General features: G+C 41.4%; 33 protein-coding genes and 1 tRNA gene. 1 reads left to right on the plus strand and 33 read right to left on the minus strand.

Features of this window, described 5'->3' with window-relative positions; genetic code table 11:
- Window positions 1-8 precede the first annotated feature (8 nt).
- From ACOYVE_RS06870 to ACOYVE_RS06895, 6 genes are all read right to left on the minus strand, one after another.
- Window positions 9-1,274 (minus strand): peptidylprolyl isomerase, encoded by a 1,266-nt coding sequence (locus ACOYVE_RS06870; protein ID WP_014854851.1) that lies wholly within the window; start codon window positions 1,272-1,274, stop codon window positions 9-11.
- A complete protein-coding gene (locus tag ACOYVE_RS06875; protein WP_422881373.1) occupies window positions 1,271-2,101 on the minus strand; it encodes a hypothetical protein in 831 nt (276 codons plus the stop codon). The genes ACOYVE_RS06870 and ACOYVE_RS06875 overlap by 4 nt, the downstream gene beginning before the upstream one ends.
- The gene (locus tag ACOYVE_RS06880) at window positions 2,070-4,037 is read right to left on the minus strand and encodes a peptidylprolyl isomerase (RefSeq protein WP_422881375.1); all 1,968 of its coding nucleotides are present in this window, start codon (window positions 4,035-4,037) and stop codon (window positions 2,070-2,072) included. The genes ACOYVE_RS06875 and ACOYVE_RS06880 overlap by 32 nt, the downstream gene beginning before the upstream one ends.
- A gap of 19 nt (window positions 4,038-4,056) precedes the next feature.
- The gene (locus ACOYVE_RS06885; RefSeq protein ID WP_014854854.1) at window positions 4,057-5,025 is read right to left on the minus strand and encodes a DNA-methyltransferase; all 969 of its coding nucleotides are present in this window, start codon (window positions 5,023-5,025) and stop codon (window positions 4,057-4,059) included.
- A 17-nt stretch (window positions 5,026-5,042) separates the two neighbouring features.
- A complete protein-coding gene (gene metG, locus ACOYVE_RS06890) occupies window positions 5,043-7,091 on the minus strand; it encodes a methionine--tRNA ligase (protein ID WP_422881378.1) in 2,049 nt (682 codons plus the stop codon).
- 145 nt (window positions 7,092-7,236) lie between these two features.
- Window positions 7,237-9,060: an AMP-dependent synthetase/ligase gene (locus tag ACOYVE_RS06895; RefSeq protein ID WP_422881380.1), complete on the minus strand. Its 1,824-nt coding sequence runs from the start codon at window positions 9,058-9,060 to the stop codon at window positions 7,237-7,239.
- A gap of 132 nt (window positions 9,061-9,192) precedes the next feature.
- Between ACOYVE_RS06895 and ACOYVE_RS06900 the strand changes: the two genes are divergently transcribed.
- Entirely contained in the window at window positions 9,193-9,807 is a 615-nt protein-coding gene (locus ACOYVE_RS06900) for a YqaA family protein (RefSeq protein WP_422881382.1), read from the plus strand.
- Here the strand turns inward: ACOYVE_RS06900 and ACOYVE_RS06905 are convergent.
- The 27 genes from ACOYVE_RS06905 to rpsH all read right to left on the minus strand — a co-directional run bounded on the left by ACOYVE_RS06905 (window position 9,804) and on the right by rpsH (window position 26,400).
- Window positions 9,804-10,133 carry a hypothetical protein gene (locus tag ACOYVE_RS06905; RefSeq protein ID WP_014854858.1) on the minus strand — a complete coding sequence of 110 codons (330 nt, stop codon included), beginning with the start codon at window positions 10,131-10,133 and terminating at the stop codon, window positions 9,804-9,806. The two genes, ACOYVE_RS06900 and ACOYVE_RS06905, sit on opposite strands and share 4 nt — an antisense overlap.
- A 53-nt stretch (window positions 10,134-10,186) precedes the next feature.
- A complete protein-coding gene (gene fumC, locus ACOYVE_RS06910) occupies window positions 10,187-11,581 on the minus strand; it encodes a class II fumarate hydratase (protein WP_422881384.1) in 1,395 nt (464 codons plus the stop codon).
- 73 nt (window positions 11,582-11,654) lie between these two features.
- Window positions 11,655-12,329: a C40 family peptidase gene (locus ACOYVE_RS06915; RefSeq protein WP_014854860.1), complete on the minus strand. Its 675-nt coding sequence runs from the start codon at window positions 12,327-12,329 to the stop codon at window positions 11,655-11,657.
- Between the two features lie 7 nt (window positions 12,330-12,336).
- A complete protein-coding gene (locus tag ACOYVE_RS06920) occupies window positions 12,337-13,191 on the minus strand; it encodes a sigma-70 family RNA polymerase sigma factor (protein ID WP_014854861.1) in 855 nt (284 codons plus the stop codon).
- Window positions 13,192-13,207: 16 nt separating this feature from the next.
- Entirely contained in the window at window positions 13,208-13,477 is a 270-nt protein-coding gene (locus tag ACOYVE_RS06925) for a EutN/CcmL family microcompartment protein (RefSeq protein WP_014854862.1), read from the minus strand.
- Window positions 13,478-13,487: 10 nt separating this feature from the next.
- Window positions 13,488-13,769: a EutN/CcmL family microcompartment protein gene (locus ACOYVE_RS06930; RefSeq protein WP_041355679.1), complete on the minus strand. Its 282-nt coding sequence runs from the start codon at window positions 13,767-13,769 to the stop codon at window positions 13,488-13,490.
- A 2-nt stretch (window positions 13,770-13,771) separates the two neighbouring features.
- The gene (locus tag ACOYVE_RS06935; protein WP_014854864.1) at window positions 13,772-14,170 is read right to left on the minus strand and encodes a PIN domain-containing protein; all 399 of its coding nucleotides are present in this window, start codon (window positions 14,168-14,170) and stop codon (window positions 13,772-13,774) included.
- A 1-nt stretch (window position 14,171) separates the two neighbouring features.
- A complete protein-coding gene (locus ACOYVE_RS06940; protein ID WP_014854865.1) occupies window positions 14,172-14,468 on the minus strand; it encodes a hypothetical protein in 297 nt (98 codons plus the stop codon).
- Entirely contained in the window at window positions 14,461-15,624 is a 1,164-nt protein-coding gene (locus ACOYVE_RS06945; protein ID WP_014854866.1) for a phosphopentomutase, read from the minus strand. The genes ACOYVE_RS06940 and ACOYVE_RS06945 overlap by 8 nt, the downstream gene beginning before the upstream one ends.
- A gap of 6 nt (window positions 15,625-15,630) precedes the next feature.
- The gene (locus ACOYVE_RS06950) at window positions 15,631-17,508 is read right to left on the minus strand and encodes a GAF domain-containing protein (protein ID WP_014854867.1); all 1,878 of its coding nucleotides are present in this window, start codon (window positions 17,506-17,508) and stop codon (window positions 15,631-15,633) included.
- Between the two features lie 58 nt (window positions 17,509-17,566).
- Entirely contained in the window at window positions 17,567-18,151 is a 585-nt protein-coding gene (gene yihA, locus ACOYVE_RS06955; protein ID WP_014854868.1) for a ribosome biogenesis GTP-binding protein YihA/YsxC, read from the minus strand.
- An 82-nt stretch (window positions 18,152-18,233) separates the two neighbouring features.
- Window positions 18,234-18,806, minus strand: a complete 573-nt coding sequence (gene rplQ / locus ACOYVE_RS06960) for a 50S ribosomal protein L17 (RefSeq protein WP_014854869.1) — start codon at window positions 18,804-18,806, stop codon at window positions 18,234-18,236.
- Window positions 18,807-18,831: 25 nt separating this feature from the next.
- Window positions 18,832-19,827: a DNA-directed RNA polymerase subunit alpha gene (locus ACOYVE_RS06965; protein WP_014854870.1), complete on the minus strand. Its 996-nt coding sequence runs from the start codon at window positions 19,825-19,827 to the stop codon at window positions 18,832-18,834.
- A gap of 26 nt (window positions 19,828-19,853) precedes the next feature.
- The gene (gene rpsD, locus ACOYVE_RS06970) at window positions 19,854-20,480 is read right to left on the minus strand and encodes a 30S ribosomal protein S4 (protein WP_422881389.1); all 627 of its coding nucleotides are present in this window, start codon (window positions 20,478-20,480) and stop codon (window positions 19,854-19,856) included.
- Window positions 20,481-20,495: 15 nt separating this feature from the next.
- Window positions 20,496-20,882, minus strand: coding sequence for a 30S ribosomal protein S11 (gene rpsK / locus ACOYVE_RS06975; protein WP_014854872.1), 387 nt, complete (start codon window positions 20,880-20,882; stop codon window positions 20,496-20,498).
- Window positions 20,883-20,904: 22 nt separating this feature from the next.
- A complete protein-coding gene (gene rpsM, locus ACOYVE_RS06980; RefSeq protein ID WP_014854873.1) occupies window positions 20,905-21,288 on the minus strand; it encodes a 30S ribosomal protein S13 in 384 nt (127 codons plus the stop codon).
- Window positions 21,289-21,299: 11 nt separating this feature from the next.
- Window positions 21,300-21,413 carry a 50S ribosomal protein L36 gene (gene rpmJ / locus ACOYVE_RS06985; RefSeq protein WP_014854874.1) on the minus strand — a complete coding sequence of 38 codons (114 nt, stop codon included), beginning with the start codon at window positions 21,411-21,413 and terminating at the stop codon, window positions 21,300-21,302.
- 10 nt (window positions 21,414-21,423) lie between these two features.
- Entirely contained in the window at window positions 21,424-21,642 is a 219-nt protein-coding gene (gene infA / locus ACOYVE_RS06990) for a translation initiation factor IF-1 (protein ID WP_014854875.1), read from the minus strand.
- 8 nt (window positions 21,643-21,650) lie between these two features.
- On the minus strand, window positions 21,651-22,412 hold the full coding sequence (gene map, locus ACOYVE_RS06995; protein ID WP_014854876.1) for a type I methionyl aminopeptidase: 762 nt from the start codon (window positions 22,410-22,412) through the stop codon (window positions 21,651-21,653).
- A 19-nt stretch (window positions 22,413-22,431) separates the two neighbouring features.
- A complete protein-coding gene (gene secY / locus ACOYVE_RS07000; RefSeq protein ID WP_014854877.1) occupies window positions 22,432-23,769 on the minus strand; it encodes a preprotein translocase subunit SecY in 1,338 nt (445 codons plus the stop codon).
- Window positions 23,769-24,233 (minus strand): 50S ribosomal protein L15, encoded by a 465-nt coding sequence (gene rplO, locus ACOYVE_RS07005; RefSeq protein WP_422881393.1) that lies wholly within the window; start codon window positions 24,231-24,233, stop codon window positions 23,769-23,771. Before rplO ends, secY begins: the two co-directional genes overlap by 1 nt.
- Window positions 24,234-24,244: 11 nt before the next feature.
- Window positions 24,245-24,433, minus strand: a complete 189-nt coding sequence (gene rpmD, locus ACOYVE_RS07010; RefSeq protein WP_014854879.1) for a 50S ribosomal protein L30 — start codon at window positions 24,431-24,433, stop codon at window positions 24,245-24,247.
- A gap of 7 nt (window positions 24,434-24,440) precedes the next feature.
- Window positions 24,441-24,956, minus strand: a complete 516-nt coding sequence (gene rpsE, locus ACOYVE_RS07015; RefSeq protein ID WP_014854880.1) for a 30S ribosomal protein S5 — start codon at window positions 24,954-24,956, stop codon at window positions 24,441-24,443.
- A 32-nt stretch (window positions 24,957-24,988) separates the two neighbouring features.
- Window positions 24,989-25,059 (minus strand) — tRNA-Gln (locus ACOYVE_RS07020).
- Window positions 25,060-25,065: 6 nt separating this feature from the next.
- Entirely contained in the window at window positions 25,066-25,431 is a 366-nt protein-coding gene (rplR, locus tag ACOYVE_RS07025) for a 50S ribosomal protein L18 (RefSeq protein WP_014854881.1), read from the minus strand.
- A gap of 18 nt (window positions 25,432-25,449) precedes the next feature.
- Complete coding sequence (gene rplF / locus ACOYVE_RS07030) at window positions 25,450-25,986, minus strand: 50S ribosomal protein L6 (RefSeq protein WP_014854882.1); 537 nt, start codon at window positions 25,984-25,986, stop codon at window positions 25,450-25,452.
- Window positions 25,987-26,004: 18 nt separating this feature from the next.
- Entirely contained in the window at window positions 26,005-26,400 is a 396-nt protein-coding gene (gene rpsH, locus ACOYVE_RS07035) for a 30S ribosomal protein S8 (protein WP_014854883.1), read from the minus strand.
- Window positions 26,401-26,405: the final 5 nt, after the last annotated feature.

A 26,405-nucleotide genomic window follows, 5' to 3' on the forward strand; every position in this document is an offset into this window, starting at 1 on the left:
CTCCCTTGCTATAGTCTTATTTCCCAGTAGATTCTTTTTTTAATCTCCTGCATCCATTCGTTATATATCTTTTGTCTTTTATAATATTCGGCCAATCGTTTCAATTCGTCATAATCCTGTTCGAGATTCGGTTTGTGCTGAGGTATTCTCCGGATCAACTTAACGATATGATAACCGTAAGAAGTGGGATCAAGCTCCATTCTTTTAGGGTAAGAGATATCGCCTTCTTTCATTTTATAAATTAAATCGAGCAAAGATTTATCGAGCTGACTGGCTTCGAAAATACCGAGTTTGCCTCCGAACTTTGCGCTTTCTTTATCGTCGCTGTATTTTTTTGCGTAATATTCGAATGTATTATGACCCGCTAAAATACTGTCGCGGATTTCGTTAAGAAATTCGATAGCTTTCAGATCGGCTTCGTCGTCGGCTTTCAATTTTACGAGAATATGTCGTACGTGGATCGACTCGCCTCTTCTGTCGAGGAGTTGAATAATATGATAACCGACGGGAGTTTCGACGATATCGGAAATTTGATTGGGAGCGAGTGAAAATGCAGCCGCCTCGAATTGAGGATAGAAAACGCCGCGTTTAACATAGCCGAGGTCGCCCCCCTCAGATGCGCTTCCGGGATCGTCGGAATACTTTCTTGCCAAATACGCAAAATCGGCTCCTTGAATCAAGCTGTCGAGCAACGACCTGGCGAATTCGTACGCGCGCTTTTTTGTTTGCTCCCCGGTTTTAGGATTCTGGAAAATATGCGCCAGCTCGAATTTCTCCGGCACCATCCCGAGCGAATCTTTGTAGACTTCATAAAAATCTTCAACTTCTTTACGCGAAACCTGAATTTCTCCGAATTTTTTTTGCTGCAACATCTGAGCCATAAGATTCTTTCTGGTGTCGTCTCTCAGAACTCTTTTAATTTTTTCGACCGGCATACCGTAAGCTTCTTCGAGTTTTTCCTGCGAACCGTATTGTTGAATAAAATAATTGATTTGATAATCGAGCTGACTTTTTACCTGGTCGTCGGAGACTACAACCGAATCGAGTTCTGCCTGAGCGTATAATAATTTTTCTTCGACCATACGGATTAAAACGTTTCTGAGCAATGTCGAATCGATCTGAGGCAATTGTCTTTGCGCCGCTTCTACGTTTGCGCGAAATTCCAATTCCGATTGGAGTATTATATCGTTATCCACTACCGCCACGATTCTATCGATAGTTTGCTGCGCATAAATTCCCGATGCGAGCAAAAAAAACAAAAATATTTTTTTCATTCTGATTCCCTTTTAATTTCGGTTTCCATAACTAACCGTTCAATGTATTCTTTTATTTTTTCTTTCTGCTTGTACTGTCTATACCTTTCATAAACGACATCCTTTACTATTCGGTATTCCGGCAGAGTTCCTTTTTCATATTTTTTTAAGAACTGCGCAACGACATATTTACCCGGATTAACTTCCGTTACTACGCTGACTTCATTTTCATAGAGATTTTTGACAATGCGATTGAGAGCAACCGGGGTTATTTGATAATCATAAAAAAGTTTGTCGGTTTCATTTTCAATAATTGATTTGTTATCCCGAAAAACGTTGAGAGCTCTGTTCCAATCGCTTTCAATCAAAATTCTTCTGAATTCCCGCGCGCTTTCGGAATTATTAAACGAAATATAATTCAGTATGTACGCATCCTGTTGAAGGACAAAATCTTGTTTGTATTTATCGTAAAAATCGATCAAATCATTTTCTTCAATATTAACCGGATTTTCTTTCAAGTATTTTTCAATTAGTATGGCGCCTGCAAGTTCTTTTTTTGAATTGTCTATTAATCCGACATAATAATCGGATTCTGTAACGCCTTCCTCAATTGCTTTTCGGTAGAGCACTTCTTTTTCGATCCAGTCGTTAATAAATTGCTCCCGATACATTGACCTTGAGGCGCCTTCTCCAATCTCCTTTTCTATATCTTCTTCAGTCAATACAGCGTCGTCTATGCGCACCACTTCGTCGCCAATTTCTCTTTTTTGTTCGCACGCGACTAACAACAGCGTCAGCAATGCAGCAATATACGCGCTATTTTTTAACAATTTCAGCGAGTTTGTCATAATGATATTCCGGATGATACAATTTTTTCAATCTTTCTATATATTCGTTTTCAAGACGTTTGCTTTCTTTTTCCTGCAGAATGCCCGTAATTTCGTTGCGCGCTTCGTCAAACGTTTTAATTCTCGCGGGTTCATGTTTTATTAATTTCAAAATCACCCAGTTGCCTTTGAATTTAAACGGTTCGGAAATTTTACCGACCTCTCCGAGTTCGAGAGCCTTGTCCGGCAGACTTCCGTCGTTTTTAACTTCGACCAATTCCGATACGATTGTTGAACGGGTATACTTGGAAGCTAGCGAATCGAAATCCGCTCCTGATACTAACTCTCCGTAAATAACATTTGCAAGCGAATCAGACCTAACCTGTATTTGCTTATATTGAACCCGGTCGTTCAGTTTAAAGTTTTCCTTGTTCTTCTCATAATAATTTTTTGCCATTGTGCTGTCGATATTAACTTTCGACCAGACTTCTTCGTCAAGTATCTTAAATAAATAGACGCCTTTCTCGTATTCATCCATCAAAGAAGCAAATTGAGCATTCACCTTATCGTAATTCATCACTTCGTCCCGCACTGCAAGTTCGTCGGAATATTCGTCAATAGAATTATCTATTATGGTTTCGCCTACTTTTCCTCTCGTAATTTTCTTTTTAGTTATCATAAAGTTGAACAATGAATCGACGATAACGTCTCTACCGTTAAGTTTGAAAACGGGCATATTGCCGAATTCGTTATGGATTTTGCAAGTCCAGTAGTCGTCTCCCATTTTCATCGAATCGACGTTTTCCAAAATTTTGTCGATTGTAGACTGCACGATTGTAAATCCTGCTTTTTGTTTCAGGCTGTCGATAAATTTACTCTTATCGTAATTATAGCGAGTTTTTTGATAAATGTTTTTCAACTCTTCTTTAATTTCGTCAATCGGCGGCGTCGGTTTTTCGTCGGTAGCTTCGATTATATGATAGCCGAATCGTGTTTTGACAATCGGAGAACGCTCGCCCACTTTCAATTGAAAAGCTGCGTCTTCGAATTCTCTTACCATTCTCCCTCTCGCAATGAAACCGAGGTCGCCCCCTCTTTTCGAACTGAATTTATCGTCAGAATATTCGCGTGCAAGTTCTTCAAAATCGCCGCCGTTGTTCAACTTCTCATTCACTTCGAGAATTTTATTATAAGAAGCTGCCGTATCGACAACTTCGTTGGAGTCCATTACGGAAGCCATGATATGTCGAATTCTTATCATATAGCGGCGGGGCTGTTTTTCGAGAATCTTCAGAACATGATAAGCAAAATTCGATTTTACCGGTTCGGGATAAACCGAGCCGGGCGCAGTCGCATATATAGCGTCTTCGATTTCGGGGAACGGAATGTCGCCCGCCGTAATGTATCCGATTACACCGCCTTTATTATTCGTAAATTTATCTTTTGAATACGCATTTGCCAAAGCGGCAAAATCCTCGCCATTATTAATTCTTCGTATTAATTCTTTACCGAGCGCGATTATGTCTTCTACGGTTTTACCCGAGTCGGGTACGAGCATTATATGAGCGACTTTAAATTCGTTTTTTCTTTTATCGTAAAGCCTTTCAATACCGGGCTTAATAATTTCATTTTCATAATAGAGCGCAGCGCCGATATTAACTTTGTAATCCGTCAATTCCTTTTGCAAATCTTCGTCTTGATAATAGCCTCTTACCCAGGCGTCTCTTAATTTCATTCTGTAATTGACATAAAGGTCGAGGAAATTTTTATAACTGTCGAGCGAGTCACCGGCGTCTTTTTCAAGCGCGGCATTTTTTTCGTAAGCTTTTTGAAATTCATCCAGCGTAATTTCGTTGTCGCCGAATTCGGCAACTACTATTTTGGAATTTTGAGCAGAACATGCAGATATTACAATAATGAAAATCAGACTCAGAATTTTGACGAATTTTGACGACATGAGATTCCTCCCGTTATTTTTAACGCTTCTTTTTAACATTCAAATTGATTGGAAACGGCTTGGTATTACGTTCCCAGAAATAACCATAATTATAACCTTGAATATCGGAATTTGTTTCTGCTAATTCCAATCGCTTTTCGGTAAGGCAAGCGAAATAATTATCAGCTTCGATACCCACATATTTTCTGCCCAGTTTTTTTGCAACGACCGACGTGGTGCCGGAACCTGTAAAAGGATCGAACACAATATCGTTTTCGTCGCTGCTGGCTAAAATCAATTTAGCTATTAACTTCTCGGGTTTTTGAGTGGGATGCTCGGTATTTTCCGACATCGACCAAAAAGGCACCGATATGTCAGTCCAGATATTGGAAGGATGCGTCAATCTGTAATTCCCGTTTTCTACTTCAATCCAGTCCTTTGGCAATCCGTTCGCATCCCTGTAGGGAGCAATTACTTTTTTAATCAGTTTAACTGCGTTTATATTGAATTTATATTTATCAGACATTGTGCAAAACCAGATATCTTCGGAATTATTTTTCCAGTTTCTTAACGACCCCCGCCCTTTCTCTCTTTCCCATGTGATTCTGTTACGCACAATAAAATGCCTAGTGAGAACATTAGAAATGGATATCGAAGTGTACCAGTCGCCGCAGAAGTATATCGATGCGCTTTTTTTCAGGGACGGTTTAAGAGCGGTAATAATTTTATCGATCCACTCGGAATATTTATCGATGCTTCTCGAAGTAAACTTTATAGAATTGAACGATTTATTCAAATTATACGGCGGATCGAGTATAAGAAGGTCTACAAATTCTCCGGGTAAATATTTAACCGCTTCGAAAAAATCCTGGTTTATCGTTTTGTTAATCAACGAATTTACGTCCGTATTCGAGTCGAGTCTAATAAGTTTTTTCGAATAAAGATTTATGTCTTCATTATCAAGGATAATAGTCTTGTTCCTCGCCTTCGCCTCTTTGCCCGCCTTCATATCAATAATCCATAATATTATTTAGCAAGGCGTCCCGGTGAAACGGAAGAATCTATTTCTACGATTTTCACTTTGTCTTTTTCGTCCGTATCGAGCGCCAGAATCATTCCTTGCGACTCGATTCCGAAAAGCTTCGCCGGTTTCAGATTTCCGACTATCAACAGGTTCTTCCCAATCAATTCTTCAGGGCTGTAGCTTTTAGCAATTCCCGCCACCACCTGCCGTTCGCCGTCGCCGGTATTCAATTTTAATTTAAGGAGCTTGTCGCTCTTCGGCACTTTTTCGGCTTCGATAACTCTGGCTGCCATCAGTTTAATTTTTTTAAAGTCGTCTATGGAAATCAATTCGTCATCTTTTACAGGTTCTTCCTCATCGAGTTTGGAAATCTGTTCGTCGATAATTTTGTCTTCAATTTTAGTAAAGAGTATTTCGGGTTTCTTCAATTCCTTACCCGGTTCGAGACGGAATTGACCGGCTTCATACCAGGGAGCTCTTTCGACGTCGAGCATATTGAATATTTTTTGAGACGTAAATGGAATTACCGGTTCAAATATTTCCGCCAGTGTGTAGATTGTATTAAGACAAATATTAATCGTCGTAGCGCATCTGTTTTTGTCTTTCTTGACCGTAATCCAGGGTTCGGAATCGTTGAAATATTTGTTTGCCGCTCTTGCCAAACTCATCATTTCAAATACGGCGTCTTTAATTTTATATCTCTCGATTAACTCGCCGACCTTTGCGGGATAATTTTTAACAAGTTCTATCATTTCTCTGTCGATATCCAGAAGTTCATTAACAGGAGGAACTTTTCCTTCGAAATGTTTGAAGGCAAAAGTAAACGTACGATTAATGAAATTTCCCAGAATGTCTGCAAGTTCGCCGTTATTACGCGACTGAAATTCCTTCCAATAAAAATCGGTGTCCTTGTTTTCCGGCAGGTTTGCAGCCAACGTATATCTCAAAGGATCCGGAGGAAACATATCGAGGAATTCCAGAACGTCGACACCCCAGCCTCTCGATTTTGAAAACTTCTTACTTTCGAAATTAAGGAATTCGTTAGCCGGAACGTTTTGCGGCAGAATATATTTGTCTTCATTGTAATCGTTCCATGCCATCAACATAGCCGGGAAAATTATTGTATGAAAGACGATGTTATCTTTTCCAATGAAAGCGACATATTTTGTATCGGGATTCTGCCAGTAATTTTTCCACAGATCCGGTTGATTTCTTTTTTCCGAGAGTTCCTTGGTCGCCGAGATATAACCGAGGACAGCTTCGAACCATACGTAGATTACTTTTCCTTCGGCATTTTCCAATGGAACTTTGACGCCCCAGTCGAGGTCACGGGTTACCGCCCTGTCTTTCAATCCGTCTTTAAACCAACCGCGGCAATATTGAAGCACATTTTCTTTCCAGCCGTATTTTTTGTTCATCTCGTCGATATATTTTTCAAGACGTTCCTGAAACTTACCCAGAGGGAAATACCAGTGCGAAGTTTCTTTCAAAACTGGCGTTTCGCCTGTAATTTTGCTTTTGGGATTTTTCAACTCCGATGGTTCATACAACGAGCCGCATTTTTCGCACTCGTCGCTTCTGGCTTCTTCATTGCCGCATTTCGGACATGTGCCTTCCACATACCGGTCGGGCAAAAACATTTTGGCTTTCGGATCGTAAAACTGCATCGATTTTTTTTCGACGAGCAGTCCGTTGTCGTAAAAGCATTTGAAAAATTCCTGCGCCGTTTTATGGTGAATCGGTATGCTGGTTCTCGAATAGATATCGAAACTCATACCGAATTTTTCGAACGCCTGTTTATTCAGCTCATGATATCTGTCGATAATTACTTTCGGACTAACTTTTTCTTTATCCGCAGTAATAGTTATAGGCACGCCGTGCTCATCCGAACCGCAGATATAAATCACATCGTCGCCTTTGAGTCGTTTGTAACGGACATAAATATCGGCAGGTAAATAAGCTCCGCTCAAATGACCCAGATGAATTCTGCCATTGGCATAAGGCAGAGCCGACGTAACCAGCACCTTTTCTTTTTTCAATTTTTCACTCATTTTTATTTATGATTGAAGACAAATATAAGAAATTTCCCAGAATAAGAATTGCGGCAGGCTGCGCTCTAAAATGATTTGCGATATAAATTGCCCGGTGATTTAGACCACCGGGCGCCGAGGTTAATTTTATAAATCGAAGAATGAATTATCCTTCCAAACCTTTATACATTTCGTCGATTAAATCGCGATATCTTTCTTCTATTACTTTTCTTTTAACTTTTAACGACGGCGTAAGCTCGCCGTCTTCTATCGTAAAGGGTTTATCGAGCAGAGTAAATTTGCGCACCTTTTCGAACGACGAAAGTTTTTTCTGGAATTGTTCAAGCTCCTTGTCGAGCAATTCATAAATTTGTTTCATTTTAACGAGTTCTTTTTCATCTTTATACTGTATTCTGTTGGCGTCGGCGTATTCTTTCAGAGCTTCGAAATCGGGAACTATCAGAGCTGTGATAAACATCCTGCGGTCGCCGATGATTACAAATTGTTCGATATATTTACTTGCAAGAAACATGCTTTCTATCGGAGTCGGAGCCACATATTTACCCTGACTGGTTTTGAACAAGTGCTTTTTTCTGTCCGTAATAATCAAAAAGCCTTCAGCGTCAAAGACGCCTATATCGCCTGTATGGAGCCAGCCGTCTTTAATCGTCTCCTCCGTTTCTTTTTTATTTTTATAATATCCCTGCATAATATTCGGACCGTGAGCCAGTATCTCCCCGTCTTTAGCAATTTTCACTTCGACGCCCGGCATAGGCTTCCCCACGGTTCCGAATTTATAGTCGTTTAATCTGTTAGCCGCAATTACGGGAGACGATTCCGTCAATCCGTATCCTTCGATTATGAGAATGCCGGCGGCTTCGAAAAATATTCCCAGTTCCCTGGCTAAAGCCGCGCCGCCCGATATAAAGAACCTCATTCTTCCGCCTGTTCTTTCGCGCAGCTTAGAGAGCACAAGCTTGTCGGCAAGTTTATGCTTCAGAGTCAATGAAACGGGAATCGGTTGGCCGGACTTTCTTGCCAATTGATATTCTTTTCCGGTTTCGATTGCCCAATTAAATATTTTCTGTTTCTTTTCGGATTGACTTTCGATATTTCTTTTGATTTTAGTATACATTCTTTCGAATAATCGCGGCACTGCCGTCATAATAGTCGGTCGTATTTCGAGCATGTTCGATGCGATTTTTTCAATCGATTCCGCATATGCAATAGTTCCGCCGCACGAAAATGCCGTATAATACCCAGCCATTCTTTCGAATATATGACACAGCGGAAGGAACGACAGGAATGTGTCTGTTTCGTCAATATCGAAAATTTCATGAGCGGCTTTGATATTAGATACAATATTTTTATGAGTAAGCATAACGCCTTTAGGCTCGCCGGTAGTACCCGAAGTATAAATAATCGTACAAAGTTGATTTTCCTCTACAAGTTCGCTCTTATCCTTAAAATATCCGGGATTTTCTTTGCGAAATTCTTTACCCATATTCAGAATATCTTCAAAAGCGTAAACTCCCTTGTCCGGCGATTTTTCGGCGTTGTTCATTACTATAATAAACTTGAGGTGTTTACACTTGTCCTTTATCTTCAAAATTTTGTTGAGATGAAATTTATTGGAGACAAAGATGCCTACCGCTTCCGAATTATTGAGAATAAACTCGATAGAATCGGAAGTCGATATGGGATACAAAGGAACGTCGATAGCCCCGAGGCCCAGGATAGCCATATCCGCATAGACCCATTCAGGTCGGTTTTCTGAAATAATCGCAACTTTATCGTCTTTTTTTACTCCCATCGAAGCCAATCCGCAAGCCAACAATTCCGTTTTTTCATACAGTTGATCGTACTTTATGTCGATCCATTTATCTTTGTCTTTGTATTTCAAGGCAGGTTTGTCTTTCCCTTTGCCAAATTCAACCGCTATGATATGAAATAATTCAGGAATTGTTTTAAAATCTTTAATAATAGGCATATCATCTCCCTAAAATGTTTTATACAAGATAAACTGACAAAATAAAAAAGGCAATCGAAAAAGAGCGAGCGCTCATTTCGATTTTATCCTGACGATATTTTTGCTATAATTACGGATTAAAATAAATACAGTATGCAATTTTTAAGAAAACTATACGATTGGGTGCTTCACTGGTCGGAGACACAGTACGGAGCCGCGGCATTGTTTGTATTGGCTTTTGCCGAAGCGTCATTTTTTCCTATACCGCCCGACGCGCTTCTGATAGCTCTCGTACTCGGTTCAAGAGAAAAAGCGTTCAAGTTTGCTTTAATTTGTACTGCCGCTTCGGTAGCCGGAGCCACCGCCGGATTCGGTATCGGCCACTACTTATGGTGGGATTCTCCTGAAAATTTTTCGGCTTTAGCCAACTTCTTTTTTGCTAACGTACCCGGCTTTACGAAAGAATTATTTTTTAATGTACGCAACCTCTATAACGAGTGGAATTTCTGGATTATTTTTACCGCAGGTTTTACTCCCATACCTTATAAAGTTTTTACAATCTCCGGCGGAGCATTCGATATAAACTTTCTCCTTTTTATCACAGCCTCGGTTGTAGGCAGAGGACTTCGTTTCTTTCTGGTTGCTGGACTTATATGGAAATTCGGCGAGCAGATAAGAACTTTTATCGATAAATATTTCAACACACTAGCTATTCTTTTCACCGTATTGTTAATAGGCGGGTTCGTTGCAATTAAATATCTAATTTAATCCGCTAATATTTTTCCGTCGAGTACCGGAGTAACGCATATCAAAGGGTTGTCCGGCGTTTCGAAATAGTCAAAAATTTCTTCGTACAATTTGTAATGATAACCTTTGGATTCGAGACGGGAAAATTTTCTGTAGGAAATAAATTCACCCTTTTCATTAACGGGCGCTTCGAAACGGACGGCGCGCATGTAATCGCTTTTTGCCTGACGTTTAAGAAAATTTATTTTGTCGGCGTCCGAGCCTTCGACTTCGTACGAAATCGCCTTAAATCCGACTACGTCCTTGTTTTCTATTTCGACATAAATATTTAATATGGTTTCTTTCATAATAAGAAAGGCCGCCCATTAGAATTGCAGGGCAGCCTCATTTTCCCTACAAATTATTTTTTGTTCGGGCCGACCATATTTTCCGGTCTAACGAATTTGTCGAATTCCTCTTCCGTAAGCAATCCCAGTTCAACGGCGGCTTGTTTAAGGGTTTTGTTTTCGGCATATGCTTTCTTTGCAACTTTGGCGGCGTTGTCGTATCCGATAACGGGATTCAGCGCCGTAACAAGCATAAGCGAATTATTCAAATGCTTGTTAATTACTTCCCGGTTCGGTTTTATTCCTACCACGCAATTATCCGTAAAGCTCTCGCACGCATCGGCGATTAGCCGTATCGATTGCAGTATATTGAAAGCAATAACAGGCATAAAGACATTCAGTTCAAAATTACCGCTGGCGCCTGCGAAGTTTATCGTAACGTCGTTGCCGAATACCTGCGTACAAACCATCGTCATGGCTTCGGATTGAGTGGGATTTACTTTGCCTGGCATAATTGAACTGCCGGGTTCGTTCGCGGGTAAAACAATTTCGCCGATTCCGCAGCGTGGTCCGGAGCCGAGCCAGCGAACGTCGTTTGCAATTTTCATTAAAGAAGCCGCTATTGTTTTCAGAACTCCGCTTAATTCCACAAGGGCGTCTTTACCCGCCATAGCTTCGAATTTATTCGGCGCCGTACGGAAAGGTTTGCCTGTAAGCTCCGAAATTTTTTGCGCCGCTTTAACCGCATAATCAGGATGTGTATTCAATCCGGTGCCCACGGCCGTTCCTCCAAGAGGTACTTCGTAAAGGCGATTCAAAGCGTCGTTTATTCTTGCCAGTCCGTTGGTTAATTGTTGCGCGTATCCGGAAAACTCCTGTCCCAATGTCAACGGCGTTGCGTCCATCAGATGCGTCCTACCGATTTTAATTATCGATGAGAACTCTTTCGCCTTTTCCTGCAGCGCGTCTCTTAATTTTGTTATCATGGGAATCAGACGGCGGTGAATTTCTTCAACTGCCGCAATGTGAATAGCCGTCGGGAATGCGTCGTTCGTGGATTGGGATTTGTTAACGTCGTCATTGGGATGTATGGGAGTTTTGCTGCCGAGTTTTCCTCCGGCAATTTCAATAGCGCGATTAGAAATCACTTCGTTTACATTCATGTTGGTCTGCGTACCGCTGCCGGTTTGCCATACCACCAGCGGAAAGTGTTCGTTCAATTTTCCCTCGATCACTTCGTCGGCGGCTTTAATTATCAGGTCTTTCTTTTCCTCCGGTAAAAGTCCCAACTCGTTATTTGTCAATGCGGCTGCTTTCTTAACAATTGCAAGGGCTCTTATCAATTCGAAAGGAAATCTTTCGCCCCCGATTTTAAAATTTTGTAACGACCTTGCAGTCTGCGCTCCGTAATATTTGTCTGCGGGAACTTTAATTTCCCCCATGCTGTCGGTTTCAATTCTGTAATCCATCTTTGACTCCGTTAAATTAGATTGTATGTCACAAATTAATGGAATGAATAAATTAATGCAATCGTTAAAACCGTTACCTGGATAGCGGAAAACGGCGGGCTCCTATAAATCTTTTCTTGTAATAATCTTCGTCCAATGAAGAGATGGTAACGCCCAGGGTTCTGCTCGAATGAACGAATTCCCGGTTCCCGAGATAAATTCCCACATGTCCTGGATAACTTCGTTTGGAAGTATCGAAAAATACCAGGTCGCCGAATTTTAATTCGTTTTCATCGACGCTTGCACCTGCGGCAAATTGTTCTTTTGCAGTGCGGGGCAAATCTACGGAAAAGGCGCTCAATATATGCTTGGTAAACGCAGAGCAATCAATGCCTTTATCCGTATTTCCGCCGTACTTATAAGGAGCGTCGATATACTTTATTACTTCGAGAAGCAATTTTTCCCTGAACGAAAGAGGCGCGCCGGAGCTTACCGTAGTTCTGTATTCCTCTATAAATTCTTCTTTATTAATGGAATTGATTTCTTCCGGCAATTCATCGAACTCAGAAACTTCGGAATCCGGAACGGGGGCTTTATAATTTAACGTGTCGCTTTTAAAGTTATCTTCGGAAGTAAATCTGGGGGTACGGTTCGCTTCTTCCTTTTTTTCTTTCGGTTTGTTATACCTGACCGAGGAAGAAGTGGAAGAGCATCCTGTTATCAGGATAAATGAAATGAGTAAAAGAGATATTGCTATTTTTACGGGCATCCGAGTTTTATCCCAGATATGCTCTTAGGTTTTTACTCCTGGACGTATGTCTGAGACGTCGGATAGCTTTTTCCTTAATTTGACGGACTCTTTCCCGCGTAAGATTGAACTTTTCGCCAATCTCTTCGAGCGTCAGGGAATGCTCGCCGTTCAGTCCGAAATAGAGTTTTATGACCTCTGCTTCTCTGTCGGTTAAGGTTGATAACGCTCTTTCGATTTCTTTTTTCAGGGATTCCGACATCAAAGTTTGGTCCGGCGATGGCACTTCGTCGTTGGGCAGTACGTCGAGCAAACTGTTTTCTTCGCCCTGGCTGAAAGGCGCATCCATCGAAATGTGTCTGCCGGCATTTTTAATTGCGTCGGCTACTTCGGAAACGTCCATATTCAACTGTTCGGCGAGCTCTTCGGCGTTGGGTTCCCTTTCGAATTCCTGTACCAGATTGCTGTAGGCTTTACCGATTTTATTAAGCGCGCCTACCCTGTTGAGCGGAAGACGAACGATTCTCGACTGTTCGGCAAGCGCCTGAAGAATCGATTGACGGATCCACCAAACCGCATATGAAATAAATTTAAAACCGCGGGTTTCGTCGAAACGTTTTGCAGCTTTAATCAATCCCAGATTGCCTTCGTTTATCAAATCACCGAGCGACAGTCCCTGGTTTTGATACTGTTTTGCAACCGAGACGACGAATCTCAAGTTTGCCTTGACGAGTTTTTCCAGAGCTTTCTGATCGCCTTTTTTTATTTTAATAGCCAGTTCAATTTCGTCTTCTGGAGTAAGTAATTCAACTTTGCCTATTTCCTGCAGATATTTATCGAGAGAAAGACTTTCACGGTTTGTAAATTGTTTTGTGATTTTCAAGGTTCCTCTCCCCTATCTATTTTTCTGTATTAATGGAATCCACGATGCCGACAATCGAAGCGTCTACAGGAGCCATCTCCACATCGAGCGGGATTACCGCTTCGCTGGCCGTAACGTAAAAAATAACTTCCCCCGGTCCTGCGCCCACCGTATCGAGCGCAATAATCGGACTGCCGATCTTTTCCAAATCACAGTTGACCGGCTGAACCAACTGCATCTTATAACCTGCGACGGCGTCATACTTTCGAGTAGCCCAGATTGTTCCGATCACTTTTCCCAGGTGCATTAAATAATACCTACTTATTATCGTTAATTGCGACGTCAAGTTTATCTACAATAGCCATTATAACAGCGTCGACCGGTTTGTTCTTTGTAAAAGTAGTTTGCCTTGCCGAACTGCCCTGAGCCACCAAAACAGTTTCGCCAATTCCCGCGCCCACGGAATCGACAGCTATTACCGTTGAAGATTTTGGAGTCAAATCGAGATTCAATTCACGGACGATCAAAAACTTTGCGCCTACCAAATTTTCGTCCTTGCGGGTTGACCAGACTGTTCCAATTACCTTTCCGAGTACCAGAACTACCTCCCTGTTTTAATTTCCTCCGGGTCAATTATTTCGACTCCGGACTTCAAATACTTTTCTTTCTGCCTTGTAACCAGCGGTAAATTATTGTTTAACGCCACAGAACAGATTAAAGCTTCACGAACGCCTGCAACTTTATTAAAAAATTTTGAAATGTTCAAACTGTATCTCGAATTTAAGCCGAGCACTTTAAGCGACGTAAGCAGACGCTGAACCGCTTCGTTCCGGGTTTCGTTGTTAGCGTTGAAAAAAAGTTCGGCGGAATTTATTACGGTTGTAAAACAAAGTCCCCTCTCCATAAGCATTTCAAGCGCCGTTCTTTCTCCCGAGTCGGACTCAAGGTATTCTATCAATATCTCCGTTTCTATTAAATATTCATGTTTTTTGTTTTCCATATTAATACCAAATAAATCCCTTTCCGAAGTTCTCTTGTTTCAAAATTCCTTTAACCTTCAAAAAATCATAGACCGACGAATACGGTATTCCCTGCGTATTTTTAATTGTATCTATCAGCTCCGCAGAGAATCCATCGAGTATAGCCGTCTGTCTTGCGTCGTAAAATATAGATACGTAAAATTCTTTGATATTATTATTTTTAATTTTGTCGACAGCAGCGTCGGGTAAAGTTACGCTATTGTTTTCCTCAAGACGCGCTTTAAATGAAATGATTTCAGTCAAGTTATCTTTATCCATATAAAAAGCTATTTCCTTTCAAATCGTTATTAACTTTAAAATAATGAGCGACAGTTTGAGCAACGTCCGCAAAAGTATTTCTAATGCCGAAATTGCGAGACGGTTCTTCTTTTGAATAAAAAAGCAAAGGAACATATTCCCTGCTGTGGTCGGTGCTCGGAGTAGTCGGGTCGTTACCGTGGTCGGCGGTTAATATCAATCTGTCGCTTCCATCCATTTTATTCAATAAAGACGGCAAAAAATCGTCAAATTCTTTCAACGCCCCGGCAAAACCCAGCGGATCGTTGCGATGGCCGTAATACACGTCGAAATCGACAAGGTTAACAAATATAAAAGAGGAAACGTCTTGCGAACAGACCTGTAGCAGTTTATCCATCCCTTCGGCGTTTGACTTTGTCTTATAACCCGTTTTGATTCCCCGGTAATTAAACAAATCGTTTATTTTACCGATGGCAATCGTATTCACATTATTATGATACAGATAATCGAGTATAGTATACCCGAACGGATCGAGAGAAAAATCTTTTCTGTTTGTAGTGCGCCTAAACTTACCCGGCTTTCCGATAAAAGGACGGGCTATTACCCTAGCGACGGCATTATCTCCGGTCAATACTTTGTTCCGCGCTATTTCACATATTTCATAGAGCCTTTCCAGCGGAATAATTTCTTCATGAGCTGCAATTTGAAATACGGAATCGGCGGATGTATAAACAATCGGGTATGAAGTTTTTAAATGCTCTTCTCCAAGTCTTTCTATAATTTCCGTGCCGGAGGAGGGTATATTGCCGAGAGCGCCTTTGACTCCGGTTTCTTTAATGAATTTATCGATTATGCTTTGCGGAAAACCTCGTGGATAGAGCGGAAATTCTTTATCGATATGAAGCCCGCCCAATTCCCAATGTCCGGTAGTGGAATCTTTACCTACGGATACTTCATTCATTTTGCCAAAAGAAGCCAATGGTTTTTCAACGGGGTCTATACCTCTGATAGAGGCGATATTACCCAATCCGAGTTTCTGCAAATTCGGTAAAAACAATCCGCCCAGGTATTCAGCCATATTAGCCAAAGTATTACTGCCCCTGTCGCCGTATTTATCGGCGTCTGGCAGTTCTCCGATGCCGACTCCGTCTAGAACTATTACAATAAAATTATTCACAAACTGTCACAAACTTTTGACTGTATTCCCTCCTTTTTCGAGGGCTTTATTGAGCGCCAATTCGGCGTTAGTTAAAATTTCGTCCACGTCGGTTTTGTTCGTTGTCGTAGCCACGCCTACCGAGATTGTAAAAGTAGTCTGTTTCGACACTACAGAAATCGGCTTACGCGCAACTTTAATGCGCAGTTTTTCAGCCCAAAGGAATACGTCTTTCGGAGCCGTATTAAAAAAGTAGACTGCGAATACCCGCTCGCTCAAACGTCCTATTAAATTCATCGGCGTCATTTCATCCCGAATCATTTGCGCTATCGCTTTTAAAACTTTCGGGAACGGATTGCCGTCGAAGAGCGAATCTTCTTCGATAAAATCGTCAATTTTGATAAGCGCCAATGCGCCGGGAAGCTCGAGCTCTTTGCTACGCACCAAATCCGTAGTCAACCGTTCGATAAACGACTGATAGTTCAAAACTTTTGTTTCGACATCGTGAGCCAACAGACTTTTCAAAACATTTATCGATGCATGAGAATACAGAATGAAGGCAAAAATTTTAGTCGCATTTTTTACGAAGGTTACTTCGCTGTTCGAATAATAATTCTTTTTAAGACTTTCGAAACACAGCACTCCGTAATTTTGCTCGTCGTATATCAACGGTATAGCCAAAAAGGTACCGTCGAAACTGACGTCCTCGTTTCTGTTGAATCGGGGAATATCGGTTTGAGTAGTATCGTCGATTTTAACGGGGATGGAACTCATAATTGATTTTCCTACCAGAGTGTCTTTGAGTTCCACTTCGAGATTCTCGCCTACGTATTTCAAAGAAGTCTTATTGATAATGCGGGAAGTTTTAAATTTTTGTTCGAGCGGATTATAAATAACAAACGTAAAAACATCCCAATCGAGTAATTTTTCGACGGTCTTGTCGAGCATTTCGAAAATGTCTTCTTCCGATTCGAACTTTCTGTCCTTTTCCAATATTTCCGTAAGAGCTTTAAGCCGCTGCTCGGCTTGTGATTCCGAGAATTTATCTTCGAAGAGCGATATTATTATCGAAATAACTCTAACTATTTTTCCAAGCGAATATATCTGTTCGATGCCGAAAGCGTCTTTTACCTTTGAATCGAGCACGAGAAGGCCGGTCAGATTTTTTCCGTAGAAGAGAGGCACGCCTACAAAACTCTTAATACCTTGAGGCGCGTTGTAGTAACGTATGACGTCTGCCTCCGCGTTCGAAGTAATATCGGTCAGCAATTCGGGTTCCTCGTTCTGGATAATTTTACCGAGTATGTCGTCTTCGAGGTCGAATTTTTGACGAGTAATTGCGGATGAACTCGAGACATAGCGTTCGAGAGTCAGCCGTTGTCTTTTCTTATTGTACCAGAAAAACGCCGCCGTGTGCGCAAGGAACGCTTCTTTAAGCACGCTCAATATTTTTTCTAGTAAAAATCCGAATTGCTCGTCGTGGCTGACGTCTTTCGGCAGTTCTTCGAATGCGATTTTTTGAAAATTTTCTTTAAAGTCGGAAGGCTTAAAAACTTCCCTGTTGCCGGTGCGAGGGAAATACGCGCCCATGTTTTCGGCGGTCAAAACTTCTATATTTTTCACGGGCGAAACAATCTTAAACTCTTCGCCCTCGTCGGTTTGATAACTTTGATCCGCTTCCGATTTATCGTCTGTCAAAGGCTCGAGTTCTGGTACGTCGGGCTCGGTTTCGGCCCGTCGGCTTGAGGAATCGCGCAGAAATATAATAAAGCCGATGTAAATAACTAAGATTACGCTGGTTATTATTCTTGTCAGAAAATCGTCGGAAAGAAAAAGGATGGTCAGAAGGATGGGTATTAACATAAAAATCAGAATTCTTTTTTTGTACTTTGACGATAGACCCATCTCTCCACTCAGAATGTTTACAATTTCGATTCAATAATAATAAAGTTTTGTGAAATTTTCATGATAAGTAGAGCGAAGAAAGCAGTTTTATTATTTCTTTTTTGCCCGTATGTTTTACCGCCGAAAAGAGGAAAGCGTTTGTTCCGAAAATAATTTCGGGAAATACTTCAATAACATCTTTCTTTGCGCCGGCAATTTCCGATTGCTTCAGTTTATCGGTTTTGCTCAAAATCAGGAAATACGGCAACTCTCTGGAGCGCACAAATTCGTTTAGCATTAAATCGAGCGGTTGCGGTTTGTGGCGGGCGTCTATCAAATGAAATACAGTCGAAATATTGTTATTTGTGTCGAAGTAATTTGTAATGAGAAGTTCCCAATAATTCTTCTCGCTTTTTGAGACCTTAGCGTAGCCGAAACCCGGCAAATCTACCAGATAAAATTTTCTTTCGACGAGATAATAGTTGATAGAACGCGTTTTACCGGGAGTGGAACTTGTTCGCGCGACTTTCAAAGGAGAGAACAAAGCGTTAATAAACGAAGATTTTCCCACATTCGACCTGCCGCAAAGCACAGCGCACGGCAAGTCGTCTTTCGGTATCTCGTTCATATTGAAAGCCGAGGCTACAAATTCTATTTTTTTCATAAGTTCATAATAGATTTAAAAAAGAAACGTCCGGAAACCGATCGGAGATCCGGACGCGTCTAAAATTCGAAAAGGGAATCGATTATTTTTCTTCTTTATTATCTTCCGATGAAGATTCTTCTTCCTTGGATTCGCTTTCTTCTTTGGCTTCGGCTTTGGGTTCCTGGCTTACTTCGGAATCTGCTTCTGTTTCCGTTTCTTCTTTTGCTTCTTCTGTTTTAACTTCTTCCGCCTTGGTTTCTTCTACCTTTGCCTTTTCTTCTTGTTTCTTTTTTGGAGCTGTTTCTTTTACAACGTCGCTATAGTCAACCAATTCGATATAAGCCAGTTCGGCGCCGTCGCCTTTGCGTTGACCCAGTTTGATTATTCTGGTATAGCCGCCGGGTCTGTCGCCTATTTTAGGAATAATAGCTGTAAAGAGTTCCTTTACAACTTCTTTATCCTTGATATCGGCAGCCACGTATCTGCGGTTTGCAACCGAGTCGACTTTGGCTTTTGTAATAATCGGTTCGACAAAAACGCGCAACTCTTTGGCTTTTGCCAGAGTAGTTTTGATTTTTTTATGTTTCAGCAGAGAAGTAGCTAAATTTCTCAAAGTAGCCAGTCTGTGTTCCGACGTTCTTTTTAATTTTCTTCCTTTTACTCTGTGTCTCATTATTGAACCTTCGCAGTGTTAATGATTATTTTTTATCGGGTTTTTCAGACAAATATTTATCGACGTCCATACCGAAATGGAGTCCGTAGTTTTCAACAATTTCTTTCAATTCAGCCAACGATTTGCGTCCGAAATTTCTGAAACGGAGCATTTCGTTTTCGTCGCGGCGCACTAAATCGCCTAATGTCTTTATATTGGCGGTTTTAAGACAATTATGAGACCTTACGCTCAGTTCGAGATCGTCAACGCTGGTCGAAAGAATTTTTCTCAATCTTTCCGATTCTTCGTCTCTTTCGGCTTCTTCTTTTACTTCTTCGGGTTCGGTTTCGAAATTAATGAACATCTGAATATGGTCTCTCAAGATTTTGCCCGAAGTGGAAAGGGCTTCTTCAGGAGTAATAGAACCGTCTGTTGTAATTTCGAGAGTAAGCTTTTCGTAGTCGTTGCGTTCGCCTATACGAACGTTTTCAACGTCGTATCTTACGTTAACAATCGGCGTATAAATCGAATCGATCGGAATTGTGCCGATAGTCATATCCGGAGTTTTTTGTTCCTGAGCGGGGACATAACCTTTGCCAATACCGAAACGAAGTTCGAGGTTTAACTGAGTGTCTTTATTTAAGTGAGCGATATGTAAATCGGGGTTAAGAATTTCAACTTCGGGACAAGCTTTTTGAATATCAGCCGCTTTGAAATTGCCTTCGCCGGTAACTGTAACTTGGCAACCGGTTGCCTTTTTATCGAGAAGTCTCATACGAACTTTTTTGAGATTCAGGATAATTTCGGTAACGTCTTCCTGAACTCCCGGAATAGTAGAGAATTCGTGAAGGACGCCTTCTATTTTAACGGCAGTAATTGCGGCTCCCGGAAGCGAGGATAATAATACCCTTCTCAACGAATTTCCTAATGTAACGCCAAATCCTCTCTCTAAAGGTTGAATAGTAAATCTTCCGAATGTAGCGCTTTTTGAGGATTCTTCTTGTACTACGCCATCGGGCATTTTAATTAACGGATAGCTCATTTAATATATCCTCTATTATTATAAAATTACTTAGAATACAATTCGACAATTAATTGTTCATTGGCATTCAACGGTATATCTTCTCTTTCGGGGATGTTCATAAAAGTACCCGAGAGCGAAGCTTTGTCGACGGAAAGCCAACCGTATGCGTTATCTTTTGTTCTTCTCAACGAATCGTGAATAATATCGAGTTTTTTGCTCTTTTCTCTTACGGCTATAACGTCTCCCGGCATTAGCAAGTACGACGGAATATCGACAACTTTGCCGTTAACGGTAAAATGCCTGTGAAGCACTAATTGCCGCGCAGCTTTTCTCGAAGGCGCAAATCCGAGTCGGTAAACAACGTTGTCCAGTCGTCTTTCGAGCAGTTTTACCAGGTTGGCGCCTGTAACGCCTTTTTGTCGTGTGGCTCTGAAGAAGTAGAGCTTGAATTGCGTTTCCTGCAATCCGTAAATACGTTTAACTTTTTGTTTTTCTCTCAACTGAACGCCATACTCGGAAAACTTGGATCGACGGGACAAACCGTGCTGACCCGGAATATAATTTTTCTTTTCGAGCGGACAACGCTCGGAATGGCATTTAGAACCTTTAAGAAATAATTTTTGTCTTTCTCTTCTGCATAATTTGCAACTTGGACCAGTATATCTTGCCATCTAAATTTTCTCCTGTTATACTCTTCTACGTTTTGGTGGTCTGCATCCGTTATGGGGAATCGGAGTAATATCCTTAATCGAAAGGATTTCCAGTCCCGCTGTATTGAGAGCCCGGATAGCGGCTTCTCTGCCTGCGCCAGGACCTTTAATTAAAACGTCGACTTTGCGCAGACCTAAGTCGTAAGCTTCTTTAGCGGCGGCTTCCGCGGTAACCTGGGCGGCAAAGGGAGTGTTTTTTCTGGAGCCTTTGAAGCCGTTTTTACCGGCAGAAGACCATGAAATTGTATTGCCGTAAATATCCGTTATAGTAACAATCACGTTGTTAAACGAAGCTTTGATGTGTGCGACTCCGACCGAGTCAACGTGAACTTTCTTTTTAGTCTTTTTTCCTGCCTTAGCCAATTTAAATCTCCGTAATTAATTATTACTTCTTAGCCGGCGCTTTTTTCTTTCCGGCTACTGTTTTTCTTTTACCTTTTCTGGTTCTTGCATTTGTTCTGGTTCTTTGTCCTCTTACGGGCAACCCGCGACGATGTCTCAGTCCGCGATAGCACCCGATATCCATCAAGCGCTTTATGTTTTGTTGGACTTCGCTTCTGAGCGCGCCTTCCACTTTATAGTCGGAAGTCATGATTGAACGAATCTTAGCGACTTCTTCCTCGGACAAATCAGCTATTTTCTTTTCGGGATCGATGCCCGCTTTAGACAAAATATCCAAAGCAGTTCTACGACCTATTCCATAAATATAGGTTAATCCTATATATGATTTTTTTTGCTTTGGTAAATCAATTCCTGCTATACGAGCCAAATCTTTTCCTCCTATCCTTGTCTTTGTTTATGTTTAGGATTTTTGCAAATTACTCGAACTACGCCTTTTCTTTTAATCACCTTACAATGGTCGCACATTTTTTTTACAGATGCTCTTACCTTCATGATTGCTCCGTTATTTATATCTGTATGTTATTCTTCCTTTATTGAGATCATAAGGAGATAATTCGACTGCGACTTTATCCCCGACCAGAATTTTAATAAAATGCATTCTCATCTTACCGGAAATATGCGCAAGGATCTCGTGCCCGTTGTCAAGCTTTACCTTGAAATGAGCATTGGGCAACGTTTCCGTTACAACCCCGTCTACTTTTATCGGTCCTTGTTTTGCCATTTTTTATTTCAGCATTTTGTTAATATTTCCGGTTTCCCGTCTATTATTGCAATGGTATGCTCAAAATGAGCCGACGGTTTACCATCCATTGTTTTGACTGTCCATCCGTCTTCATCCACAAAGACTTTGTGAGTTCCTAAATTAATCATCGGTTCGATTGCCAGCGTCATTCCGTTTTTCAAAAGAGAGCCGCTTCCCTTTTTGCCGTAATTGGGAATTTGCGGGTCTTCGTGCAAATGTTTTCCGACGCCGTGACCGCATAAATCGCGCACTACCGAGTAACCAAAGCTTTCCACGTACGACTGTACTGCATACCCGATATCGCCTATTCTGTTTCCGGGACGCGCTTCTTCAATGGCCAGATAGAGCGACTTTTCGGTTACTTCCATCAACTTTTTCTTTTCGTCGGATATATTTCCGACTGCCACGGTCAAAGCTGCGTCGCCGTAGAAGCCGTTCTTTTCGACGCCTACGTCGATCGAAATAATTTCGCCTTCATTAAGAACTCTGTTGCCCGGAATTCCGTGAACAACCTCGTCATCAACCGAAGAACAAATTGAGCCGGGAAAATCGAACGACCCGACCTGCGAATAACCTTTGAATGCCGCGCGGGCATTATTGCTGAGTATATAATCCTCAGCCATTCTATCGAGCTCGAGCGTTGTAACGCCCGGTTTAATATAATTTTTCAGTAATTGAAGAACTTCAGCAACAATCTGACAACTTTCTCTTATATAATCAATTTCTTTTTTAGTCTTAATTAAAATCACAATTCGCTACAATAATATATTAAAATCTTCTGCCTCTTATCTTACCCGACTTCATGAATCCGTCGTAATGGCGCATCAAGAGGTGCGACTCGATTTGTTGAAGAGTGTCGAGCGCAACTCCTACGATAATCAACAAACTGGTTCCGCCGAAAAATTGAGCAAAGCTACCCGAAACGCCAAACCTCGAAACGAATGCCGGTAAAATTGCTACGATTGCCAAAAAGATAGAACCAGGTAAAGTTATTTTTGTTAATATGTTGTCAATAAATTCTGCGGTTTGTTTACCCGGACGAATACCCGGTATAAATCCGCCCTGTTTTTTCATGTTTTCTGCCACTTCCTGCGGATTAAAGGCTATTGCCGTATAAAAGTATGTAAAGAAAACAATCATCACAGCATATATAAAAGAGTACGTAAACGATTCGTAATTAAAATAACCGGCTATAGACGCAATAAACTCGTTATTAGGGAAGAACGAGAAGAGAGTGCTCGGAATAAACATAATCGACTGAGCAAAAATAATCGGCATCACGCCAGCAGTGTTCACTCTCAAAGGAATATATTGAGTAACTCCTCCGTAAACTTTTCTTCCGACTACTCTTTTGGCATATTGAACGGGAATTCGTCTTGTTCCCTGAGTTACGAGAACAACGCCGGCAATTACTAAAACCATAAACGCAAGTATCACTATCTCAATTACGAGATTACGTTGACCTGCTGCCAACAATCTGTATTCGTCAAGTATAGCATAAGGAAAGCGATCGATAATTCCGATAAAAATAATAAGAGAGATGCCGTTGCCTATGCCTTTGTCGGTAATTTGTTCGCCGAGCCACATAATAAAAACAGTGCCTGCGACAAGGAATACTATTGTAGAGAAAGTCCAGCCGATGCCTCTTATTTCTTCGGGCACAACCGGCGAACCGTTATAGTTCATATTGAGAAGATGAATAGTAACGCCCCATGCCTGGAAAGCCGAAATGATTACAGTTCCGTAACGCGTCCACTGCGTAATTTTCTTTCTGCCTTCTTCGCCTTCGCGTTGGAGCTTTTGAATATAGGGCACTACCGCTCCCGCCAGCTGAAGTATAATCGAAGCGGAAATATAGGGCATTATCCCCAGAGCGAAAAGGGCTGCGTTACTGAACGCTCCGCCAACGAACAGATCGTAAAGACCGAACAGATTGTCCGAAGTCGAATTCGACATAGCCGAGCTGAGCAAATGCGAGTCGATTCCCGGCAATGTTACGTGAGCGCCTATTCTTACAATCACAAGCAGGGCTAAAGTATAAAGGATCCTTTGCCTCAGCTCGTGAATCTTAAATATGTTCCGGAATGTTTCTTGAAAAGTTGCCATTAAGCTTTAATCTCTTTTATGGTTCCACCGACTGATTCAATTTTTTGTTTAGCAGAAGCGCTGAATGCATGCGCTTCGATAGTAATTTTGGATTTAATTTCTCCGCTGCCCAAAATTTTATAAGGAGCAGCTGCTTTAGAAATCAAACCGTTCTGATATAAAACCGCTGACGTAATTACATCTTCGGTTATCTTTTTATCGTCGACTAACTTTTGAATACGGTCGAGATTAATAACCTGATAGGTTACTTTAAAAGGACTTTTGAAACCGCGTTTGGGCACTCTGCGTTGCAAAGGCATCTGACCGCCTTCAAACCATACTTTATACTTAGCGCCCGATCTAGAACGTTGGCCGTTCATACCGCGCGTAGCAGTGCCGCCGTGACCGCTGCCTTCGCCTCTCCCGATTCTTTTTTCTTTCTTGTTTGAACCTTTTGCAGGTTTTAAATTACTTAAAATATCCATGTATCACCCTGTTAATCTTCTATTTCTTCTACTTTTACTAAATGCGATACTTTTCTAACCATTCCTCTTATCTGAGGAGTATCGTTATGAATAACCTGATAGTTAGGTCTTCCCAAACCGAGAGCTTCAATAGTAAGCTTTTGCGGTTTCGGGCGATCGATGATGCTGCGTGTTTGTGTTATTTTTAATTTCTTAGCCATTTCTACCTCACTCTGCGCTGAATAACTCGTTAAGTTTCATACCTCTTTTGTAAGCTACGGAGCGTGCGTCCCATAAATTCAACAAAGCATCCAGAGTAGCTTTGACCTGATTATGCGGGTTCGACGAGCCGAGCGATTTTGTCAATACGTCCTGAACGCCTGCAGCTTCGAGCACAGCTCTAACGCCGCCGCCTGCAATCAAGCCCGTACCCGGGGATGCGGGTTTAATGAGAACTTTGCCTGCTCCGAATTTACCTATAATTTCATGAGGCACTGTGCCTTTAATAACCGGCACTTTATATACGTTTTTCTTGGCATCGTCAATGCCTTTGGAAATAGCATCGGTAACTTCATTAGCTTTGCCCAGGCCCACTCCAACATGACCATTACCGTCGCCTACAACTACGATAGCATTAAAGCTGAAACGGCGACCGCCTTTAACGACCTTGGCAACCCTGTTAATATGAACTATTTTTTCCTTTAAGTTTTCCAGTCCGCTAACTTTTTTCGATTTGAAGTTCAATTTTCACTCCTTTTGTATTACCTTATTTATAGCTGCCGGAGGAGGATTCGAACCTCCACATACGGCTCCAAAGGCCGCTGTCCTACCATTAGACGATCCGGCAATCCCTTTAGAATTTCAATCCGCCTTCGCGTGCGCCTTCTGCAACCGCTTTTACTTTTCCGTGATAGGGATAGCCGTTTCGGTCAAATATCGCTGCAGTAATACCCTTTTCGGTTGCAATCTTAGCAAGTAACTTACCGACAATTCTACCTTTTTCAACCTTTCCTTTAACCCCTTTCAATTCCTCGGCAATCTCCTTCGAGAGCGTTGAAGCTGCAGCTAATGTGGCGCCTGTAGTGTCGTCGATCAATTGAGCATATATATGGTTGAGACTCTTAAATACGCTCAAACGAGGACGTTCAGGAGTTCCATGTATTTTCTTTCTGATTCTTACGCGTTTTCTTAATCTTCTTGTAGTGTCTTTTAAAAACATTTTTCACATTCTCCCTAATTATTTGCCGGCTGTCTTGCCTGCTTTTCTAATAATAACTTCGTTAGAATATTTAATTCCTTTGCCTTTGTACGGTTCGGGTTTCCTGAAAGACCGTATCTTAGCCGCTACGAGCCCGACAAGTTCTTTATCGCTTCCCGATATTTTCAACTGGTTAGGAGTTACGACTTCTACTTTAATTCCTTCGGGAGGAATAAAAAAGATCGGGTGCGAATAGCCGATGGTCAATAAGACTCCGTTGCCTTTTGCCTCGGCGCGATAACCCACGCCTACGATATCGAGCGTTTTCGAAAATCCTTCGGTAACTCCGACGACCATATTATTTATTAACGACCTGGTAAGACCGTGAAGCGCTCTGTTTTGTTTCTCGTCGTTGGGTCGTGTGACTATAATTTCTTCTTTAGTAACTTCGACATTAATATTCGGATGAATCTCCATCTGGAGTTCGCCGAGTTTGCCTTTTACTTTCAACAAATTACCGTCTTTTGTTACGGTAACGTCTTTGATTGGAATCGGTTTTTTGCCTATTCGTGACACTTTTAGACCTCACAATTATTACCAAACTTGGCAGATTACTTCTCCGCCCACTGATTCTTTGCGTGCTTGTTTATCCGTCATTAAACCTTTTGACGTCGATATAATCGATATTCCCAGTCCGTTGAGGACTTTCGGGATTTCGTCTTTTCCTGCATAGATACGAAGACCCGGTTTGCTGACTTTCTTTAAGCCGGTTATTGAAGGAATTCCGTTTACATACTGAAGATGAATTCTCAATATGTTCTGTTTATTATCTTCGATCACATTATAATCTTTGATATAGTTGTTTGTTTTTAGAATTTCAGCCAGTCCTTCTTTCATTTTAGACGAAGGAATATCGACGTACTTTTTTCTGGCTTTAATTGCATTTCGTATTCTTGTTAAAAAATCTGCAATCGGGTCGGTTGTCAACATTACTT

Source organism: Melioribacter sp. (assembly GCF_049325435.1).
GTDB classification, from domain to species: Bacteria; Bacteroidota; Ignavibacteria; order Ignavibacteriales; family Melioribacteraceae; genus Melioribacter; species Melioribacter roseus.

Excerpts from the sequence above, each read along its gene's own strand:
- ACOYVE_RS06870 (WP_014854851.1), bottom strand. The coding sequence starts at position 1,274 with ATGAAAAAAATATTTTTGTTTTTTTTGCTCGCATCGGGAATTTATGCG.
- ACOYVE_RS06875 (WP_422881373.1), bottom strand. The coding sequence starts at position 2,101 with ATGACAAACTCGCTGAAATTGTTAAAAAATAGCGCGTATATTGCTGCA.
- ACOYVE_RS06880 (WP_422881375.1), bottom strand. The coding sequence starts at position 4,037 with ATGTCGTCAAAATTCGTCAAAATTCTGAGTCTGATTTTCATTATTGTA.
- ACOYVE_RS06885 (WP_014854854.1), bottom strand. The coding sequence starts at position 5,025 with ATGAAGGCGGGCAAAGAGGCGAAGGCGAGGAACAAGACTATTATCCTT.
- metG (WP_422881378.1), bottom strand. The coding sequence starts at position 7,091 with ATGAGTGAAAAATTGAAAAAAGAAAAGGTGCTGGTTACGTCGGCTCTG.
- ACOYVE_RS06895 (WP_422881380.1), bottom strand. The coding sequence starts at position 9,060 with ATGCCTATTATTAAAGATTTTAAAACAATTCCTGAATTATTTCATATC.
- ACOYVE_RS06900 (WP_422881382.1), top strand. The coding sequence starts at position 9,193 with ATGCAATTTTTAAGAAAACTATACGATTGGGTGCTTCACTGGTCGGAG.
- ACOYVE_RS06905 (WP_014854858.1), bottom strand. The coding sequence starts at position 10,133 with ATGAAAGAAACCATATTAAATATTTATGTCGAAATAGAAAACAAGGAC.
- fumC (WP_422881384.1), bottom strand. The coding sequence starts at position 11,581 with ATGGATTACAGAATTGAAACCGACAGCATGGGGGAAATTAAAGTTCCC.
- ACOYVE_RS06915 (WP_014854860.1), bottom strand. The coding sequence starts at position 12,329 with ATGCCCGTAAAAATAGCAATATCTCTTTTACTCATTTCATTTATCCTG.
- ACOYVE_RS06925 (WP_014854862.1), bottom strand. The coding sequence starts at position 13,477 with ATGCACCTGGGAAAAGTGATCGGAACAATCTGGGCTACTCGAAAGTAT.
- ACOYVE_RS06935 (WP_014854864.1), bottom strand. The coding sequence starts at position 14,170 with ATGGAAAACAAAAAACATGAATATTTAATAGAAACGGAGATATTGATA.
- ACOYVE_RS06940 (WP_014854865.1), bottom strand. The coding sequence starts at position 14,468 with ATGGATAAAGATAACTTGACTGAAATCATTTCATTTAAAGCGCGTCTT.
- ACOYVE_RS06950 (WP_014854867.1), bottom strand. The coding sequence starts at position 17,508 with ATGGGTCTATCGTCAAAGTACAAAAAAAGAATTCTGATTTTTATGTTA.
- yihA (WP_014854868.1), bottom strand. The coding sequence starts at position 18,151 with ATGAAAAAAATAGAATTTGTAGCCTCGGCTTTCAATATGAACGAGATA.
- rplQ (WP_014854869.1), bottom strand. The coding sequence starts at position 18,806 with ATGAGACACAGAGTAAAAGGAAGAAAATTAAAAAGAACGTCGGAACAC.
- ACOYVE_RS06965 (WP_014854870.1), bottom strand. The coding sequence starts at position 19,827 with ATGAGCTATCCGTTAATTAAAATGCCCGATGGCGTAGTACAAGAAGAA.
- rpsD (WP_422881389.1), bottom strand. The coding sequence starts at position 20,480 with ATGGCAAGATATACTGGTCCAAGTTGCAAATTATGCAGAAGAGAAAGA.
- rpmJ (WP_014854874.1), bottom strand. The coding sequence starts at position 21,413 with ATGAAGGTAAGAGCATCTGTAAAAAAAATGTGCGACCATTGTAAGGTG.
- infA (WP_014854875.1), bottom strand. The coding sequence starts at position 21,642 with ATGGCAAAACAAGGACCGATAAAAGTAGACGGGGTTGTAACGGAAACG.
- secY (WP_014854877.1), bottom strand. The coding sequence starts at position 23,769 with ATGGCAACTTTTCAAGAAACATTCCGGAACATATTTAAGATTCACGAG.
- rplO (WP_422881393.1), bottom strand. The coding sequence starts at position 24,233 with ATGGATATTTTAAGTAATTTAAAACCTGCAAAAGGTTCAAACAAGAAA.
- rpmD (WP_014854879.1), bottom strand. The coding sequence starts at position 24,433 with ATGGCTAAGAAATTAAAAATAACACAAACACGCAGCATCATCGATCGC.
- rplR (WP_014854881.1), bottom strand. The coding sequence starts at position 25,431 with ATGTTTTTAAAAGACACTACAAGAAGATTAAGAAAACGCGTAAGAATC.
- rpsH (WP_014854883.1), bottom strand. The coding sequence starts at position 26,400 with ATGTTGACAACCGACCCGATTGCAGATTTTTTAACAAGAATACGAAAT.